The organism is Paraburkholderia piptadeniae (genome assembly GCF_900007165.1).
Taxonomy (GTDB): domain Bacteria; phylum Pseudomonadota; class Gammaproteobacteria; order Burkholderiales; family Burkholderiaceae; genus Paraburkholderia; species Paraburkholderia piptadeniae.
This window is the reverse complement of the sequence record NZ_CYGY02000065.1, coordinates 41342-57601: the sequence shown is the minus strand read 5'-3', so window position 1 is coordinate 57601 and position 16260 is coordinate 41342. Positions and strand designations below refer to the sequence as shown.

At 57.9% G+C, this 16260-nt stretch carries 16 protein-coding genes and 1 pseudogene; 16 read left to right on the top strand and 1 reads right to left on the bottom strand.

The genetic code is table 11. From position 1 onward, the window contains the following. The first annotated feature begins 48 nt into the window (after window positions 1-48). The 14 genes from BN2476_RS31680 to BN2476_RS31615 all read left to right on the top strand — a co-directional run bounded on the left by BN2476_RS31680 (window position 49) and on the right by BN2476_RS31615 (window position 12854). Window positions 49-1233 (top strand): acyl-CoA dehydrogenase family protein, encoded by a 1185-nt coding sequence (locus BN2476_RS31680; protein ID WP_087738143.1) that lies wholly within the window; start codon window positions 49-51, stop codon window positions 1231-1233. A 9-nt stretch (window positions 1234-1242) separates the two neighbouring features. Further along, window positions 1243-1548, top strand: coding sequence for a hypothetical protein (locus BN2476_RS31675; RefSeq protein WP_087738142.1), 306 nt, complete (start codon window positions 1243-1245; stop codon window positions 1546-1548). 59 nt (window positions 1549-1607) lie between these two features. After that, the gene (locus BN2476_RS31670; protein ID WP_087738141.1) at window positions 1608-2861 is read left to right on the top strand and encodes a Rieske 2Fe-2S domain-containing protein; all 1254 of its coding nucleotides are present in this window, start codon (window positions 1608-1610) and stop codon (window positions 2859-2861) included. A gap of 61 nt (window positions 2862-2922) precedes the next feature. Beyond that, a complete protein-coding gene (locus BN2476_RS31665) occupies window positions 2923-3663 on the top strand; it encodes an amidohydrolase family protein (protein ID WP_235851043.1) in 741 nt (246 codons plus the stop codon). A gap of 26 nt (window positions 3664-3689) precedes the next feature. After that, entirely contained in the window at window positions 3690-4793 is a 1104-nt protein-coding gene (locus BN2476_RS31660) for a zinc-dependent alcohol dehydrogenase (protein ID WP_087738139.1), read from the top strand. 46 nt (window positions 4794-4839) lie between these two features. After that, on the top strand, window positions 4840-5685 hold the full coding sequence (locus BN2476_RS31655; RefSeq protein ID WP_087738138.1) for an amidohydrolase family protein: 846 nt from the start codon (window positions 4840-4842) through the stop codon (window positions 5683-5685). Window positions 5686-5927: 242 nt separating this feature from the next. Next, window positions 5928-6989 (top strand): Rieske 2Fe-2S domain-containing protein, encoded by a 1062-nt coding sequence (locus BN2476_RS31650; protein WP_235851042.1) that lies wholly within the window; start codon window positions 5928-5930, stop codon window positions 6987-6989. Between the two features lie 35 nt (window positions 6990-7024). Further along, on the top strand, window positions 7025-8605 hold the full coding sequence (locus BN2476_RS31645; protein ID WP_235851041.1) for an FAD-dependent oxidoreductase: 1581 nt from the start codon (window positions 7025-7027) through the stop codon (window positions 8603-8605). Between the two features lie 37 nt (window positions 8606-8642). Further along, the gene (locus tag BN2476_RS31640; protein ID WP_087738136.1) at window positions 8643-9986 is read left to right on the top strand and encodes an MFS transporter; all 1344 of its coding nucleotides are present in this window, start codon (window positions 8643-8645) and stop codon (window positions 9984-9986) included. A 62-nt stretch (window positions 9987-10048) separates the two neighbouring features. After that, window positions 10049-11221: a mandelate racemase/muconate lactonizing enzyme family protein gene (locus tag BN2476_RS31635; RefSeq protein ID WP_162849275.1), complete on the top strand. Its 1173-nt coding sequence runs from the start codon at window positions 10049-10051 to the stop codon at window positions 11219-11221. 68 nt (window positions 11222-11289) lie between these two features. Continuing rightward, window positions 11290-11805, top strand: coding sequence for a hypothetical protein (locus BN2476_RS31630; protein ID WP_087738134.1), 516 nt, complete (start codon window positions 11290-11292; stop codon window positions 11803-11805). Next, window positions 11802-11996, top strand: a complete 195-nt coding sequence (locus tag BN2476_RS31625; RefSeq protein ID WP_087738133.1) for a hypothetical protein — start codon at window positions 11802-11804, stop codon at window positions 11994-11996. The genes BN2476_RS31630 and BN2476_RS31625 overlap by 4 nt, the downstream gene beginning before the upstream one ends. A 120-nt stretch (window positions 11997-12116) precedes the next feature. After that, entirely contained in the window at window positions 12117-12653 is a 537-nt protein-coding gene (locus BN2476_RS31620; protein WP_235851040.1) for a hypothetical protein, read from the top strand. 12 nt (window positions 12654-12665) lie between these two features. Continuing rightward, on the top strand, window positions 12666-12854 hold the full coding sequence (locus tag BN2476_RS31615; protein WP_087738132.1) for a hypothetical protein: 189 nt from the start codon (window positions 12666-12668) through the stop codon (window positions 12852-12854). 486 nt (window positions 12855-13340) lie between these two features. Here the strand turns inward: BN2476_RS31615 and BN2476_RS31610 are convergent, their stop codons facing one another. Then, window positions 13341-14429: a porin gene (locus BN2476_RS31610; RefSeq protein WP_087738131.1), complete on the bottom strand. Its 1089-nt coding sequence runs from the start codon at window positions 14427-14429 to the stop codon at window positions 13341-13343. Between the two features lie 502 nt (window positions 14430-14931). Here BN2476_RS31610 and BN2476_RS31605 point away from each other — a divergent pair. Then, window positions 14932-15322, top strand: a pseudogene (locus BN2476_RS31605) (IS3 family transposase); the annotation flags it as partial. Window positions 15323-15749: 427 nt separating this feature from the next. Beyond that, entirely contained in the window at window positions 15750-16013 is a 264-nt protein-coding gene (locus tag BN2476_RS31600) for a DUF4148 domain-containing protein (protein WP_087738130.1), read from the top strand. Window positions 16014-16260 lie beyond the last annotated feature (247 nt).

Below are 16260 nucleotides of genomic sequence, written 5' to 3'. Positions count from 1 at the left end.
GCGCCGGGCTCAGGAGCCCGGCGCAGCAAGCCCTAACAGGAGAACGCCTTGAGCCGTATTGCTAGTCACGAGGACGCCCTCGCTATCGCCCGCAGGTTGCACGACGTGATTCGGTCACGCGTCAAACAGACGGAAAGCGATCGCGTGGTGCCGAAAGAAACCATCGACGCACTACGTGAGTCGGGTCTTTTCAATATCATCACGCCGAAGTCGTTTGGTGGTTCAGAGTTGGGCTTCATGACGCTCGTCGAAGTCACGGCAGAAATCGCGTCGGCTTGCGGTTCGACCGGTTGGGTGTTCGGCGTGCTCGCCGGTCACAGCTGGATGCTGAACCTGTTTCCGTTGAAAGCACAGCAAGATGTGCTGGGCAAAGGCCACGCTCTGACGGCCACGGTGTTCCGTCTCGGCGGCACTATTACCGAAGTCGACGGGGGTTACAAACTCGTGAACGGCGAAGGGCGTTTCTGCTCCGGTATCGATCACGTGGAGTGGGTCATCGTCGGCAACGCGGTGCAGCGCGAAGACGGTCCGCCCGAACCGCGTTTCTTCGTGATCCCGCGTTCGGATATCGAAATCGTCGATGACTGGCACACCGCAGGCCTGCGCGGCACCGGTAGCCGCACGATCAAGGTCGCCGAAGCGTTCATCCCGGCACACCGTTCGGTGTCGGTCAAGGAAATGATGACGGGCAACGTCGAAGGCGCCGATGCTATGCGCGCTCCGATTTACCGCATGCCGTTCCATAACGTCACGCCGTTCTCGCTGATCGGTGCGCCACTAGGCATGGCACGCGCAGCAATCAAATCGTTCATCGAAGGTCTGGCGCCACGTCTGAAGGCAATGCCGGCCGACCAAATGGCAGAGCAATCGGCAACGATCGAACGTCTCGCGCACGCGACGGCTGATCTCGACGCAGCATATGCGTTGATTCTCGAAGACACACGTCGCATTGACACAGCAGAAAGCGCCCAGTCGTTGACGCCGCTCGAATGGTCGCGTATCTCCCGCGATTGGGCATATTCGGCGCAAACGGCCCGTCGTGCAGCCAACAGTTTGTTCGAAGCCGCGGGCGGAACCAGCATCTATAGTGCGTCGGACCTTCAGCGAATCTGGCGCGACGTCAATTCGGCTGCGCAGCACTTCGCATTCACGTGGGACAGCGCACTAACGAGTTATGGGCGTCAGGCACTCGATTTGCCGCCATCGAACTTCGGTCCCGGTCCTAAGAAATAGGAGTTACCAATGAACGTGGATGATCTTCATTCAATCGAGGACTACTTGCCGGAAACGCTACGTCAGATTATCGAACGCGTGGAGAACTCGCGCACGTTCGAACAGATGATTTATCGCGAGTCCGAACTGGACGAAGTCTGGCGCCTGCTCGACAACGATATCGCTGGGGCTGCACGGAATGCCGCGAACCCGGCCAAAGGGCAGAACCTCGTGGCACTGCGCGAACTGATCATCGAAGCGCACGATTTAATTGGCAACGAAAGTAACACCGTAGACGCTCGCGAACGACTGCTAAAAGCCGTCGCACTCGTTTAAGACCTGCGGGGGATTTCGGTCTCCCACGCAAATTCACATATAAGAGACTAGGAGCAAACATGCTTTCCCGCGAAGACAACGACGTTCTGACTCAAGTAGGAAAAGGCACCCCGAACGGCGACATGATTCGTCAATTCTGGATTCCGGCGCTGCTCGCATCGGAAATCCAGGAGCCGGGTGGTGCGCCGGTGCGCGTACGTCTGCTGGGTGAAGATCTCGTGGCATTCCGCGATAGCGACGGCAAGGTCGGCCTGCTCGAAGAACAGTGCCCGCACCGTCGTGCATCGCTCGCGCTGGGCGACAACTCGGAAGGCGGTCTGCGTTGCCTGTACCACGGCTGGAAGTTCGCCGTCGATGGCCAGTGCATGGACACCCCGACCGAGCCGGAAGATTCGAAGCTGTGCACGCGTATCAAGGCGATCGCCTACCCGGTGCGTGAAGTCGCTGGGGTGATCTGGACGTACATGGGCGACCCGGCGAAGGTTCCGCAGTTCCCCGACTTCGATTTCCTGTCGTACCCGGCAGAAAAGGTTGCAGCGTTCAAGGTTCTCGAAGACTGTAACTACGCTCAAGCAGTCGAAGGCACGATCGACTCGGCACACGCGGGTGTCCTTCACCGCGAGCAGCCGTGGTCGGCGCCGGCGAAGTACGAGCACGAGCGCGATCTGCGTCCGAAGATCGAAGTCGAATACACGCTGTACGGCCTGCGCTATGCCGGCGTCCGTAATTTCCGTGAAGAAGGCAAGTTGCACGCCCGCGTCACGGAAGTGATTCTGCCGTTCTTCACGCTGATCCCGCCCGATGGCTTCGGTGTACGCAAGAACCGCCGCATGGCCAATGCGTTCGTTCCGCGCGATGACGAATCGACGTGGCACATCCAGTGGTTCTTCGACGAAACGCAGCCGGTCGATATCGAATATCGCATTCAGGAAGGCGGCCACTGGGTCGATGAGAACTTCCGCAAGGAACTCAACATCGACAACTGGTACAAGCAGGACCGCGAAGCCATGAAGACGTCGTCGATGTCGGGCATCAAGGGCATCCTGACGCAAGACCACGCAGTCAGCGAAACGCAGGGCCGCATACTCGACCGCACAAAGGAACACCTCGGCACGTCGGACGTCGCGGTCGTGGCATGGCGTCGCCAGATGATTCGATCGGCGCGCACGTACGCAGAAAGCGGCGAACTGCCGAGCGTGCTGACGAACACGATTCCGTGGAATCAGATTCACGCTTCGACGGTGATCTTCCCGAACGACCGCACGTGGAAGGAAGAAGTGCCCCTCAACCCTGACGTCGCTCTGAAGGCCTGAGGTTCGCATGATCGTTGATAGCCACGCTCACGTATCGCTTCATTGGTATGAGCCTGTCGAGATGCTGCTCGATCAGATGAATGAATACGGTGTTGGTCATGCCGTGCTCACGCAGATGATTGGACAGACGGATAACCAGTATCAGCAGGAATGCATTGAACGATTTCCCGGCCGTCTGTCGAGCGTGGCTTGGGTCGACGTTGAGGACCCTGACGTCGCGAAGACGATCGAATCGCTGGCACGCGCTGGTGCCAGCGGTATTCGATTGAGACCATCGGCATGTCTTGACGATGGTCGCCTTCCCGAGACCTGGCGCAGTGTTCAGGCCTCGGGATTGCCAGTGAGCTGCGTTGGATCTGCCGAAACATTCAACGCGCCGGGCTTTATTGAATTGATCACCAGATTGCCGGGTACGACGATTGTCCTCGAGCATCTTGGCGGCACCAGCACGCCGGCTTTAACGGATGAAGCGCTCGCCCTGCGCCGCCAGGTGTTCAAACTCGCGGCCTTTCCCAATGTCATGATGAAAGTGCCGGGTCTTGGCGAACTATTGCTTCGCGATTCGAAAACATGGCAACAGGGCCGACCGTTTGGTGATGCCCATCCTACGCTCCTACACGAAGCAGTTGCCGCGTTTGGCGCTGATCGGTTGATGTGGGGCTCTGACTTTCCCGTCGTGAGTTCACGCGAGGGATATGGTCTGGCGTTGAAGCTCACGCGTAAGGCGCTCGATGGACTGACGAATGACGATCTCAACGCGATCTTTGGCGGCAACGCCCTGCGCGTATTTTCGAAGGCCTGAGATTGAAAAACTAGTAGGAGACAGACATGACGAAAAAGGTATTGGCCGCAGTCAAGACGGATGTCGAGACCACCGAATTGCGTGAATTCGACTATCCGGAAGTGCGCCCCGAGACCGGCATTCTGCGCATCGAAGCCAGCGGCGTCGGTGGCAGTGATCCCGAGTTGTATCGTAAGGCAGGTCACGTTCCTGTGATCATGGGCCACGAGAACGTCGGCACGATTGAAGAAGTTGGCGAGATCGCGGCCAAACGGTGGGGTGTCAAAGCCGGTGACCGCGTAGCCCTCCACGAGTACCTGCCTTGCTGGAATTGCGAATGGTGTATGAAGGGCGATTTCCGCCTGTGCATGGAAGTCGACTTCTTCAACGTGAAGAATCGCCTGAATACCGATCGTTTCGGTATGTCCACCGCCAACAAGCCGCCGCATCTGTGGGGCGGTTACGCGCAGTACATGCACATGCCGCTCAACACGGTGATGCACAAGATTCCCCAAGACATGCCGGCCACCCACGCGACGCTGGCCGTGCCGTTCGGCAACGGCGTGCAGTGGGCGTGTCTCGACGGTGGCGCAGGCCCCGGCAAGGTCGTGCTCGTCTTCGGTCCTGGTCAGCAGGGTTTGGGCTGCGTGCTGGCGGCAAAGGCCGCAGGCTCGTACACGGTGATTCTCGCGGGTATGACACGTGATCAGACGCGTCTCGATCTGTCGCTGCGCCTGGGCGCCGACTACGCGATCAATGTCGAGACGCAAGACCTCGAAGCCGAAGTGATGCGCATTACGAAGGGTCGTGGCGTGGACGTCGTTGTCGATACGACGGGCGATCCCAAAGGCGAAATCGTCAAGCAGGCGATCGCGCTGGCAGCGAAGGGCGCCTACCTGAGCTTGAACGGCCTGGAACAGCACGTCCCCATCGGCGAGATCAAGAAGCGCTATCTGACGGTGCGTGCACCGCGTGGCCGTAGCTACGCTGCTGTCGAACTGGCACTGCGCTATATCGGTTCGGGCCGCTATCCGATCGACGATGTGTGCTCGCACACGTTCGGACTCGCACAGACGCACGAAGCGATCCTCGCGACGGCGGGGCGTGGCGTCGAAGGCGCTATCCACGTCTGTGTTGATCCGTGGAAGTAGTGGCCCACCGTTTGTTGATATTGAATTTTAGAGAGAAGGGAACGTCATGATCGACAGTCACGCCCACCTGATTTCCACGAACGTGGAGAAGTATCCGCCGTCGCCGCTGAGCGGCACGCTCGAAGCGAACGCATTCGACAACCCGGTGACGGCCGAACGCCTGATCGGCCTGCTCGACGCATATGGTGTCGATAAGGCACTCGCGGTCCAGCGCGCTCACCTCTACGGCTTCCACAACGACTACGTCGTGGACTCCGCAGAGCAATATTCCGATCGTCTGCGTTCGCTGTGCATGATCGACGCGCTGGCTGACAACGTGGAAGAAACCGTGCGCTACTGGGTTGGCCAGCGTGGTTCGGTCGGCATTCGTCTGACCGAGCCGCACAAGGGCGCGGACTCGAGCTGGTTCGCGTCGAAGGAAGCGATGCGTGCATGGTCGGCTGTGTCGGATCTCGGAGGGTCGGTGCGTCTGCACTTCTACCGCTGGAATCGCGTCGCCGCCCTCGAAGCGCTTCAAGACGTCGTCAAGCAATTCCCGAACACGCCGGTCATTCTCGACCACTTTTCGAACATCGTCGGCGAATCGGGTGCGCCGGACTACGGCGTGGACGAAGCGCTGCTCAAGTTCGTTGATTGGCCGAACGTCTACCTGCTGTATTCGATGATCAACCTCGGCAAACTGAAGGCACTCGAGCTGCCAGCAGCGCCTGTCGTGGAGCGTGTTGTCCGGTCGTTCGGCGCCGACCGCGTAATGTGGGGTTCGGATATCGCACAGTCGAAGGGCGAGTACAAGGACATGATTCAGTTGGCCAAGGACTCGGTGTCGTCGCTCTCTGAAGCAGATCAGCAGAAGGTCCTGCATACGACTGCTGAACACGTGTACTTCAGCTGATATTCGCACACGTAAATACGGCGTTCCCAATAAGAAAAGGCGGGACGCCGCTTTTCGCATTTAAGGGTATCCCCGAGTCTTGTCGAGCGGTGCTACAAGATAAGATAAAGAATACGCAATTGAATACTTTAGGTGATCGTGCGTGGGAGATCCGACCCGGGACAAGCTAGGTCGGCTGTACCGTATGTGTCAGGCAATACGCTCGATTTATCCGTTCTCGATTCTCTCTGAGGAAACATCAAATGAAATTCCTTCGGAATTCTTGGTATATGGTTGGCTGGTCGAGCGAGTTCTCGGCTACTGACATCGTCCCGTTCACGGTGATGAACGAACCGTTGGCGCTCTATCGCAAGGACGACGGCACACTCGTCGCTCTGGAAGACCTGTGTCCGCATCGTTTGGCACCGCTGACGGTTGGCCGAAAGGAAGGCGACGAACTACGCTGCATGTATCACGGACTCAAGTTCGCTGCCGATGGTCGCTGCACCGAAATCCCGGGCCAGGAGCGTATTTCGTCGAAGGTTTGCGTGCGCAGCTATCCGATCGAAGAAAAGCACGGTGCCGCGTGGGTCTGGATGGGCGACCCGGCAAAGGCCGACGTCACACTGATTCCGCCGATCGAAGGTCCGGACAGCGACACGTACGCGATGGTTTGCTCCACGTTCGTGATGAACGGTAACGCCGAACTCGTGGCCGACAACCTGCTCGACCTGTCGCACGCACCGTTCATTCACGAATCGACATTCGGCGCGAATAACAAGGTCTCGCTCAAGGTTCAGAAGGAAGGCGAGACCAAGCGCGGTACGACGATTCTCGAGCGTGGCGTTGTCGCCGATCGTTGGCACATGGGCCGTCCGACGAACCCGTATTTCGATCTGCCGTCCGACGATAACGTGGTCAGCACCTTCCTGGTGCCGGGCGTCTTCATTCTCAAGATCCGCTCCTACGCGCCGGGCGTTCAAGATCGGTTCGTCGATGGTCAGCCAAACGAAGAACCGATCTTCCGCCGCTGCACGTGCCAGATGATTACGCCGATCAACGATACGCAATCGATGTTCTTCTACAACTTCGGTCCGGATCATGAGCACGCGGATCTGAAGGAACACGCATTCGGGATCGCCGACGCGGCATTCGCCGAAGACAAGGCAATCATCGAAGCGCAGCAGGCAATGATCAAGAGGGTGCCGGGCCGCAAGATGATCATGCTGGCGATGGATCAGCCGGTGCTGCGTTACAACGAGATCTATGACGGCCTTCGCACGAAGGAAGAAGCCGAGCACGCAGCGGCTGTTTCCGCAGCCTAAGTAGGTCAACCCGTGCCGGTATGTTTAGAGATACGATGGATAACGAAGAGATGGAAGTGAACTGGACCGAGCCCCGATGGGATGAACAGGCCGATATGATTGTGGTCGGCTATGGTGGTGCTGGCGCAACGTTCGCGTTCGCTGCCGCCGAACAGGGCGCTGACGTGCTCATCCTCGAAAAGGGTGCGCAGGGTGGCGGTAACTCGGTCTGCGTGGCGGGCGGTTTGATCATGACCTCCGTCGATGAAGAAGAGTCTCTCAAGTATCTGAACTGGTTGTGTGCAGGTCAGACCGAGGAGAGCGTTCTTCGTCATTTCGTTGCAAGTCTCAAAGACATACCTGCGTTCCAGCACAAACTGGAATTGCCGCTCAAAGACAACCCGCAGCCATTCTCGGCCCCGGGTTTCTTCCCCGAGTTCGCTGGCGCTCCGGGTGCCGAGAGCATCAAGGGCATGAGCGTCGTTGCCGCCCCTGGCGGTGCAGGTCTCTATAACGCTATCTCGGCGCAAGCAGAGAAGGCAGGTGCACGTGTCAAGTACAGCACGCGTGTCACGCGTCTGATTCAGCATCCGGTGACTCGTGCGATTCTCGGTGTCGAAGCGGAACGCGAAGATGGTAAGACGATCGCGATTCGCGGTCGCAAGGCGACGGTGCTGGCCAGCGGTGGCTTCGAAGCGAACGAGGCCATGTGCAAGCAGTTCCTCACCGCATGCCCGATCTATTTCCTCGGTAGCCCGAATCTGACCGGCGACGGCATTCGCATGGCGCAGGAAGTCGGTGCCCAGCTGTGGCACATGAACGCCGTGGCAGGTCCGCTTAATATGGGCATCAAGACTAAAGAAGGGTACGTCTACGTCACGTATGACCTTAACAAGGTTGCAGGTTTCGGTTACAAGTCGGGCGCGTTCAAGGACGGCGGCAGTCTGCTGTGGGTGAACCGGCAGGCGAAGCGATTCCACAACGAAACGGTTGACACGTCGGTCGTTCAACACGGGTTGGCGAATCGCGACACGTGGCTAGCGACAACGCCGGGCATCCCGGAATTCACCAACGTGCCGGCATTCCACATCTTCGACGAAAAGGTTCGTGCCGGTGGTGCGGCGATGACCACGCTGAATTCGCGCGTGCCGCCATGGAGTCAGGACAATCTCAAGGAACTCGAAGAAGGTCTGATCATCAAGGCCGATACGCTCGAAGAACTGGCAATGAAGTGTCAATGGCCAGAAATCCCGGGGGTGACCAAGGCAGGTCACCTCGATCCTCAGGCACTTCGTGAGACGGTCGAGCGTTATAACGAGCAGTGCCGTCTGAATGTCGATCCCGAGTTCGGACGCGAGACGTTCCTGGTGCCGCTCAACGACGAAGGTCCGTACTATGCGATCGGCCCCATGCTGCCGACGTACCTGAATACCCACGGTGGGCCGAAACACGATGCGGGGCAACGCGTTCTCGATCATCAGGACAAGCCGATTCCCGGTCTCTATGCAGTTGGGGAGTGTGGATCTTTGTGGGGTCCGTTTTACAACTCGATGGGCGATATTGCCGAGTTCATCGTATCGGGCGTGACAGCGGCGAAAACTGCACTTTCCGATAGCGAGGATCGGAAAATTCGCTGATCGATTATACGGATAACTACATAGGAGACAGAAAACAATGAGTGAGACCGCAGAGGTGCAAACGAAGTTCGCACCCGCCGAAGTCGTTTCGGATTCGAAAGCGTCGAAGGGAGCATGGTGGATGCTCGTCGTTTTGACGGCGACATATGTCATCTCCTTCATCGACCGGGGTGCGATTTCCCTCGTCGTCGGACCGATCAAGGAAGACCTCGGAATTTCCGATCTCGAAGTCAGTTGGCTTCTCGGGCTCTCCTTCATGCTGCTGTACAGCGTGCTTGGTATTCCCATGGGCGCGCTGGTCGATAAGTACCAGCGCCGGCGCCTGCTCGGTGGCGCGATCATGGCATGGTCCGCTGTTCAGGTTTTGTGCGGTCTGAGTCAGACGTACGTCCAGTTGTTCCTGACGCGTGTCGGTCTCGGTGTTGGCGAGTCCGCGCTGTCGCCCGGAGCCGCCTCGATGATTCGCGATGCGTTTCCGCCGCAACGGCGCAGCCTCGCATTCGGGATTTACAACATCGGGCCGCTTCTCGGCACCGGTCTGGCTCTCGGACTCGGCGGTTTCCTTCTGAAAGCAGCATCGGCAGGTGCATTTGCGGGCTTGCCGCTGGTTGGCGGGCTCAAACCCTGGCATTTCGTGCTGCTGGTGCCGGGTCTTATCGGCATTCCGTTCGCCGTGCTTCTGTGGCTCGTACGTGAGCCGGCACGCCGCGACGTCAACGCAGGCAGTGGGGTCACGTATCGTGAAGCGCTTTGTTTTGCGTGGACCAACAAGGCCGTCTACGTGCAACTCTGGATTGCGATCTGCTTGTACGGCATTGCGATTGGTTCGCAGATGGCTTGGCTCCCGGAAATCATCGCGCGCACGCTAAATGTCCCGCGTCCGGAGATCGGTAAGGCGTTGGGCGGTGCGGCACTGTTGGCGTCGCCTGCTGGCCTGTTGATCCTAGGCCGTATCGCTGACTGGCTGCGTGAACGCGGCATGATCGACGCACCGGTACGCGTAGCTGCTGTCACGACGGCTATCGCTGCAATCGTCACCGCTTGCTTCCCGCTGATTCACACGATGAGCGTCGGCCTGATCGCCTATTTCGTGCAGACGTTCATGTTCTCGATGTTTGCGGTAGCTGGTGGCGCAACGATGGCCAACTTCACACCGGGCAACATGATGGGCAAACTGACGGCGGTCTACTACCTGATCACCAACCTGCTCGGCCTGGCACTTGGACCCACGGTCGTCGCGCTCGTTGCCAAACTGTTCTTCTCGGGTTCGAATGCGCTGGGCGCTTCCTTCATCGTTTGTTATGTGATCTCGGTTGCACTGGCAGTCATTCTGTTGATTCGTGTCTGTGGTGCGCTGCGTCGTGCGGCGGCGAATAGCTGATATCTGATTCAGGGGTGTCCGGTGTGGACACTCCTTCCTCGAGTTCCTATAGGTCAATTCCAGTGAAAATTACTCGCGTTGAGTGCGTTCCGATTTCGATGCCGCTGAAGAAGCCCTTGAAGCTTCCGAACGTCACGATTACCTGTCTGAATACGCTCGTAGTGCGTATTTATGCCGATAACGGTTTGGTGGGCGTGGCTGAATCTGGTGACACTTCGTCGTGGTATCGCGGCGAAAGTCAGGCCTCGATGACGGCAATGATCTCCGATATTTTCGCTCCGCGAATCCTGCTCGGCGAAGATCCGTGCAATATCCAGAAAATCGTCGGCATGATGGATCAGCTCGCACGCGACAACAATCAGGCGAAAGCGCTCGTCGATTGCGCGTTGCACGACCTGAAGGGTAAAGCACTCGGTCGACCGGTTTACGATCTTCTGGGTGGTCGCACTCGCGAGTCAGTTCCTCTCGGTTGGGTTCTATCGGCCGGCGACCCGGAAAAGGTGGCAGAGGCAGCAGTCCAGGTTCGTGAGGCTGGTTTCTCGGCCTTCAAACTCAAGGTCGGACGCCACACGTTCGACAACGATGTGGTGACGGCCCGCGAAGTGCGCAAAGCACTCGGCCCGGACGCGATGATCACGCTGGACGCAAATGGTTCGTGGAATTACGAGCAGGCCCTGAAAACGGTGCGTCGTCTCGACGAATACAACCTCGCTTTCATGGAGCAGCCGCTGGCGCATCAATACCGCGACAGCATGGCCAAACTCCGTGAGCGCGTGAACACGCCGATCTACGCAGACGAGGGCGCGCAGGAACTGGGCGACCTGCGTGAGATCGCAGAACGTCGCTCGGCTGACGGCGTGATTCTGAAGATTCAAAAAGTCGGCGGTCTGCTCAAGGCGCAACGATTCCTGGCCGCATGCCGGATCTACGATATCCCCGTTTTCTGCTCCACCTTGATTGGCGGCGGTATCGAGTCGGGCCCGAGCACGCACCTGATGGTCTCGGATCAGTGGGCGTGCCAGTTCATGAGCGAAAGCATGGGGCCTCTGGCTGTGCATTCGGTATTCAACAGCGACGAAATTCCGGCAGGCGAAGATCTGGCAATCGGCGGTCAGCGATTTGCTCAAGGCCGGGCATATCCGAGCGAAGGCCCGGGCTTCGGATTCGAGGTCAATGAAGATCTCCTGAACAAGATTATCACGCCGGGCGGCGCACATCGTAGCGTCCACGCGTAGACGGGCACTCAGCGGCTGACACGATTCCGCCGCGTTGCGAAAATAAAAGCCAACAACGGAGACATCTGATGCAAGGTATTAATTCGCCGCCGTGGAAGTACGCCGTTCTTTGGCTCCGGATTTATTTCGGTGCCGATCTGCTGTGGTCGGGTTTCCGTTATATCTCCACCGGGTGGGTTCCGTTCATTCCGGGCACTGGAGGTGCATACGTGCAAGCGCTGGATGCGATTCACATGTTCCCGGTCGTGAAGTATATGGAATGCGTGCTCGGTATCCTGATGCTGAGCAACCGTTTCGTGCTGCTCGCGGCGATTTTCGAGTTCCCGACTTCGGTCTCGATATTCTGGATCAATACCTTCATCGTTGCGACTCCGCGCCAATTGTTCTCGGGACCGAATCAACTGCTGATGAATGGTCTATTGATTTTGGCCTATAGCGGTTACATGGCTTCGGTATTTAAACCAAAGCTCACGCCTCTGGCATTGTGGGAAGGGTTTAAGGTCGATGTCTGGAAAGAGCATCTCAAGTTGAGGAAAACACCTGAGATACAGAGAGGTATTGCCGAATCGGGAGAACTGCGATGAAGAGCAACCGGAACCTCTATATCGGTCTCGCTCTGTGTCTGGTCATGACGTGTTGGGTCTTCTTCGGATCGACGGGATTGGGTTACACGGAATACCGTCCTCTGCGTGCGCGTGACATGTTCGGCCTCGCAATTCCGTGGATCTGCGTCATTACTGTACTGATTCGCGATCGCCGTAAAGGCATCGTTTAAAACGGCTCTTAGGTGATCGGGAATTTCCCATCGCCTTTGAGATATCCTGTCGTATTGCAATTTGTGCGGCACCATATTTCAACGTTGTACTGCAAGAACCTTTACGGAAATACCCCTCCCATGAAAAGCGCAAATTCCTCCCCGTGGAAGTATGTAATCACGTGGTTGCGTCTGTATTTCGGCGCCCACCTTTTCTTCTCAGGTATCCGATTCGTAATCGACGGCTACGTGCCGATGATTCCGGGTCTCGCCGGCCAGTATGTGGCGGGAGCCGATGCGATCGGTATGTATCACTGGGTTAAGTACATGGAAGCGATTTACGGCGCGTTGCTGCTGACGAACCGGTTCGTGTTCTTGACTCTGATTCTCGAGATGCCGACGACGGTCACGATTTTCTGGTTGAACACGTTCATCTCGGCGACGCCCCGTCAACTGTTCTCGGGTCCGCAAGAACTCCTGATGAACGGCATCCTGCTGCTCGCATACAGCGGCTACATGGCAGTTTGCTTCCGTCCGACGCTCAACCCGATGTGGCTGTGGGACGGCTGGAAGGGTTTCAGCCTGCAGGGCAAAGGCGGGAGCCTGGTGGGTGTACCCGCCCTCGAACAGCAGCAAAATGTACCTCCCCTCGAACCGCGGCAAAAAGAATTGGCTTAAGGAGCACGCGCGATGAAAAAGAATACCTGGATCGCAATCGCCATCTGTATCGTCTTGACGCTGTTGGCCATCGACGGCTCGACGGGCTGGGGCTGGACGGATTACCGTCCACTGCGTAATTTCGACTACTTCGGCCTCGGCATCGCCTGGCTGCTCTTCATCTTCGTGCTTGTGCGCGACAAGATCAAGGGCGAAGCATAAGGCTCCGGCCGCTGCAGTAGTAGGTTCAAGGAAGTCCGGGGAGCATTCTCCCCGGACTTTTTGTTTATAAACAGGCTCAGCATGTTCATCTGAGTCGGGTTCTGCATGATCAACCTGCTGATGGCGCAGGGTGCCATTACGCGTGGTTCAAGTCGTTGGCTCTTCGTCTCTGAACTGTCGAGCGATGAAGCACGACAGCTACACCGATATCGCTTTGTTCCCGGATGCATCTGAAAGTCCTCAGACAGAGGCACTGCGTCTGGTTAGACTGACGGAGAGGTACCTGCCACTGGCGGCTGAAATATGCCCGCCTTCAGAGGGTGGGAAGGCTCAGCTCGCACACAGGCCAATGACGGCGTTGGACCGACGCGACCGAGAACGATGAGCGGGAGCCTATGAACAGGGCGACCATCGACGTTTTGATATGCAGAGGACTATGAAAAAAAAGCCCGCTCGAAGCGGGCTTTTTTTTCACAGTAGGGAGGCTTAGAAGCGCGTTGCCAGACCCAGGCCGAGTGCGGTTACGTTGGCGTGACTGCCGGTCGGGGCAGGGAGGCCACCAGGCGGGTAGATCGTTTGGTGAGCGATTCCGCTGTTCCAGAGCTTCTTGAAGAAGCCGTACAGCATCGTCGCCTTCGAGAGTTGGTACGTATAACCGATAGCAGCCGAGCGAATCGCCCAGTTGCCCGTCTCCGGACCGCTTTTGCCGATATAGGTAATGTTCTGGTCGCTTAGTCCGCCGTAAGAAGCGCGAATGGTGCCGAACGGGCTGGTCGGAATCGTGACACCGGCTTGCCAGCCCTTATCGGTACGGCCCGGATCGTTCAGACGCACCTGGTACGTACCGTAGAGCGCAACGAAGCTGAGGTCGTATCTCACACCCAAGACGTGCTCGTACGTGTTGCGTGCAATGGCCGCTGACGGTTGCAGGCTGTGGCCGAAGCCGTAGCTCGTGAGCAACGGGCCGTTGGCGTAGGTAAGCGTCGCGAGTTGGTAGTGCGTTGCGTTCTGCAGACCTTGATTATTGCCCCACGAATACGCCGCCGTGCCGTTCAGACCATGCCACGTCGGCGACGAGTACTGGATCGTATTGTCTTGGCGAGCCGGATCTTGCAGCATGTTGAAAATCCATGGACGCGGTTCTTCGCCACCAATCGAGCCAAGCGGCGAGGCGGCTGCCAGCAGCATCGGATCGAAGGTACCGCCCCACTCGTAGCCGGCCGTTTGCAGGCGACCTGCGATGATCTGGCCGAGTTCGCGGCTGTCGATGCCGACGTAGGCGCGACGGCCGAACAGACGACCACTCTGGCCGGACGTGCCGTTGTTGATGTTGAAGCCGCTTTCGAGCACGGCGATCGCTGCCAGACCGCCGCCCAGATCTTCCTTCGCGCGAATGCCCCAACGCGAACCACCGGCACCGCCGCTGTTCATGCTGACGACGTGTTGGCCTTCGGAGTTTCCGAAGTAACCGACGAATGCATCGGCAACGCCATACAGCGTCACGCTGGTCTGTGCCTGTACCATCACAGGCGCGATTGCTGCGGCAACGGCGCAGCTAACGAGCAGTTTACGCAATTCCAGTGTCTCCTACATGTGGATGTTAATTTCGTAGAGTGGGCGACGTTGCACACGGGGGAAGCGATGCACAACCGTACGAATGCAAAATAATATACTATGTTGTATAAGGCAAGTGAGTAAATTTATAAAGTGTTGTGTTTGAGGGTATTCCCTAGATGACATCTGAGGTCCGCTGTTTTGATTCGGGGGAATTGCTTGGGAATGCAAAGGAAAAAGCGATGGCAGGATTGCAGATATAGATAGCAACAGTTCTCGTAATGGGTAAGAGTCACGCGCGACTTTTCGGGGGCGCACCAACAAACAAGCCAACGACGTCGCTGGCATCGGCGTAACTCCCGCTTTGTTCGTGTTGTAAAGCCGAGCGCCGCTGTTGCCAAAGTCGCGGATGTCACCGAGAAGATCGACCTTATAACTTCGGCAAACGGCAGTACCTAAGTGCAAACCAATTCCTCAAAAAAGATAAAACACAATTGGTTGATCGATTCACCTGCTGTCGGGCGTGAGCGCTCTGGCCTGCAAATTGGACATGTCGACGTAAACGCTCCGCAACTGGTTCAGGCCCAAAGCGTCCGAAGCCGGCATGTTGAATGGCCCGTGGCCAAGGTCATTGCGGCGGAGCAGATGAAACTTTCGCGTCTGCAAGCGGAGAACAAACGCTTGCAGATGGACCCGGAAATCGCAAGAAGAGCAGCGACGTTCTTCGCGAAGGATTTCCTATGAAGCACGCCTGAATGGACACGCAGTGCCGGCAATATCCACTGTCGGCGCAGTGCGAAATCCTTTGCACGAGCGTCAACGGATATCGCCCGCGGAAGCGCGTGGCGGCACTGCCCGAGCGTCAGCAGCTGACCGACGCGCAGTTGCTGACGTTGATTCAGACGATTCACGCTTCCTGAAGAAGCGACGCTTCCCGGTATCCGGTGCGCCGCATTGAAGACGCGACGCGACGCGGGCGTCGCGCCCTTCACGGTCCTTTGCGACGGACGGCAGCCAGAAGCTTCCGGCGCGCATTCTTTCGACAATTGCGGCGCGCCTCGACGCTTCGCTCTGGCAGTGGCCGTGTTGTCGAAATTCCTGCGTGGACACAGGACAGCCGCGAACGATACGCGATCAGTGATCCGTTAGTCGGTGGCCTTTCGAAGATTGCTTCGGGAGCGCGGGACGTAGAGCGCCTCGTCGGCGCGATGCTTGCCGGAACCATATTTCTCGCCCCTCGCCTGTGCACTACTCGAGAAGTGAATATGTTTCGATCTGCCTTTCGTTTATCAAGACAGCGCCTATACTTTTAATGATAACCCCGATAAGAAAGGCCTTGCCATGAACTCCCTACCGCGTATAGCGCTCGGCGTCCTTGCCGCCGCGTGCTGCTTCGCGTCGGTTGCGGCGCCGGCCCAACCGTACGATTCGACGGTGCCGCTGACGCGGGCCAAGGTGCGCGCCGACCTGATCGAATGGCGGCAGGCGGGCTACGATCAGTCCGACGACTGGTTCGACTACCCCGATAGCGCGATACGCGCAGGCGCAATCGTGGCGCAACGGCGTGCGGCGGCCGGCACTCCTGCTGGTCAGATGCCCCAGTAGTAACGTAACCGCAACACCCCAGTCATCTGGCATCAGGCGCTGCAAGGGCCAATGCCGGTGGTGGATCGTGTTCACTGACCCATTGAAGTACTTCTTCCTGTCGACCCTTCCGGGTGACGTTGCACCGGAAGAACCGGTCACCCGGGCGCGCATGCGCTGTCGTATCAAGCGCGACTCCAGGATTTGAAGCAGGAACTGGGACTCGGGCATCACGGACGGCCGAGGATGGCAAGGCTTCCGTCAACAC

What these genes read in the sequence shown, in the direction of transcription:
- BN2476_RS31650 (WP_235851042.1), top strand. Translation starts at nt 5,928, where the DNA reads ATGAAATTCCTTCGGAATTCTTGGTATATGGTTGGCTGGTCGAGCGAG.
- BN2476_RS31620 (WP_235851040.1), top strand. Translation starts at nt 12,117, where the DNA reads ATGAAAAGCGCAAATTCCTCCCCGTGGAAGTATGTAATCACGTGGTTG.
- BN2476_RS31640 (WP_087738136.1), top strand. Translation starts at nt 8,643, where the DNA reads ATGAGTGAGACCGCAGAGGTGCAAACGAAGTTCGCACCCGCCGAAGTC.
- BN2476_RS31660 (WP_087738139.1), top strand. Translation starts at nt 3,690, where the DNA reads ATGACGAAAAAGGTATTGGCCGCAGTCAAGACGGATGTCGAGACCACC.
- BN2476_RS31655 (WP_087738138.1), top strand. Translation starts at nt 4,840, where the DNA reads ATGATCGACAGTCACGCCCACCTGATTTCCACGAACGTGGAGAAGTAT.
- BN2476_RS31645 (WP_235851041.1), top strand. Translation starts at nt 7,025, where the DNA reads ATGGATAACGAAGAGATGGAAGTGAACTGGACCGAGCCCCGATGGGAT.
- BN2476_RS31670 (WP_087738141.1), top strand. Translation starts at nt 1,608, where the DNA reads ATGCTTTCCCGCGAAGACAACGACGTTCTGACTCAAGTAGGAAAAGGC.
- BN2476_RS31630 (WP_087738134.1), top strand. Translation starts at nt 11,290, where the DNA reads ATGCAAGGTATTAATTCGCCGCCGTGGAAGTACGCCGTTCTTTGGCTC.
- BN2476_RS31600 (WP_087738130.1), top strand. Translation starts at nt 15,750, where the DNA reads ATGAACTCCCTACCGCGTATAGCGCTCGGCGTCCTTGCCGCCGCGTGC.
- BN2476_RS31665 (WP_235851043.1), top strand. Translation starts at nt 2,923, where the DNA reads ATGCTGCTCGATCAGATGAATGAATACGGTGTTGGTCATGCCGTGCTC.
- BN2476_RS31615 (WP_087738132.1), top strand. Translation starts at nt 12,666, where the DNA reads ATGAAAAAGAATACCTGGATCGCAATCGCCATCTGTATCGTCTTGACG.
- BN2476_RS31675 (WP_087738142.1), top strand. Translation starts at nt 1,243, where the DNA reads ATGAACGTGGATGATCTTCATTCAATCGAGGACTACTTGCCGGAAACG.
- BN2476_RS31625 (WP_087738133.1), top strand. Translation starts at nt 11,802, where the DNA reads ATGAAGAGCAACCGGAACCTCTATATCGGTCTCGCTCTGTGTCTGGTC.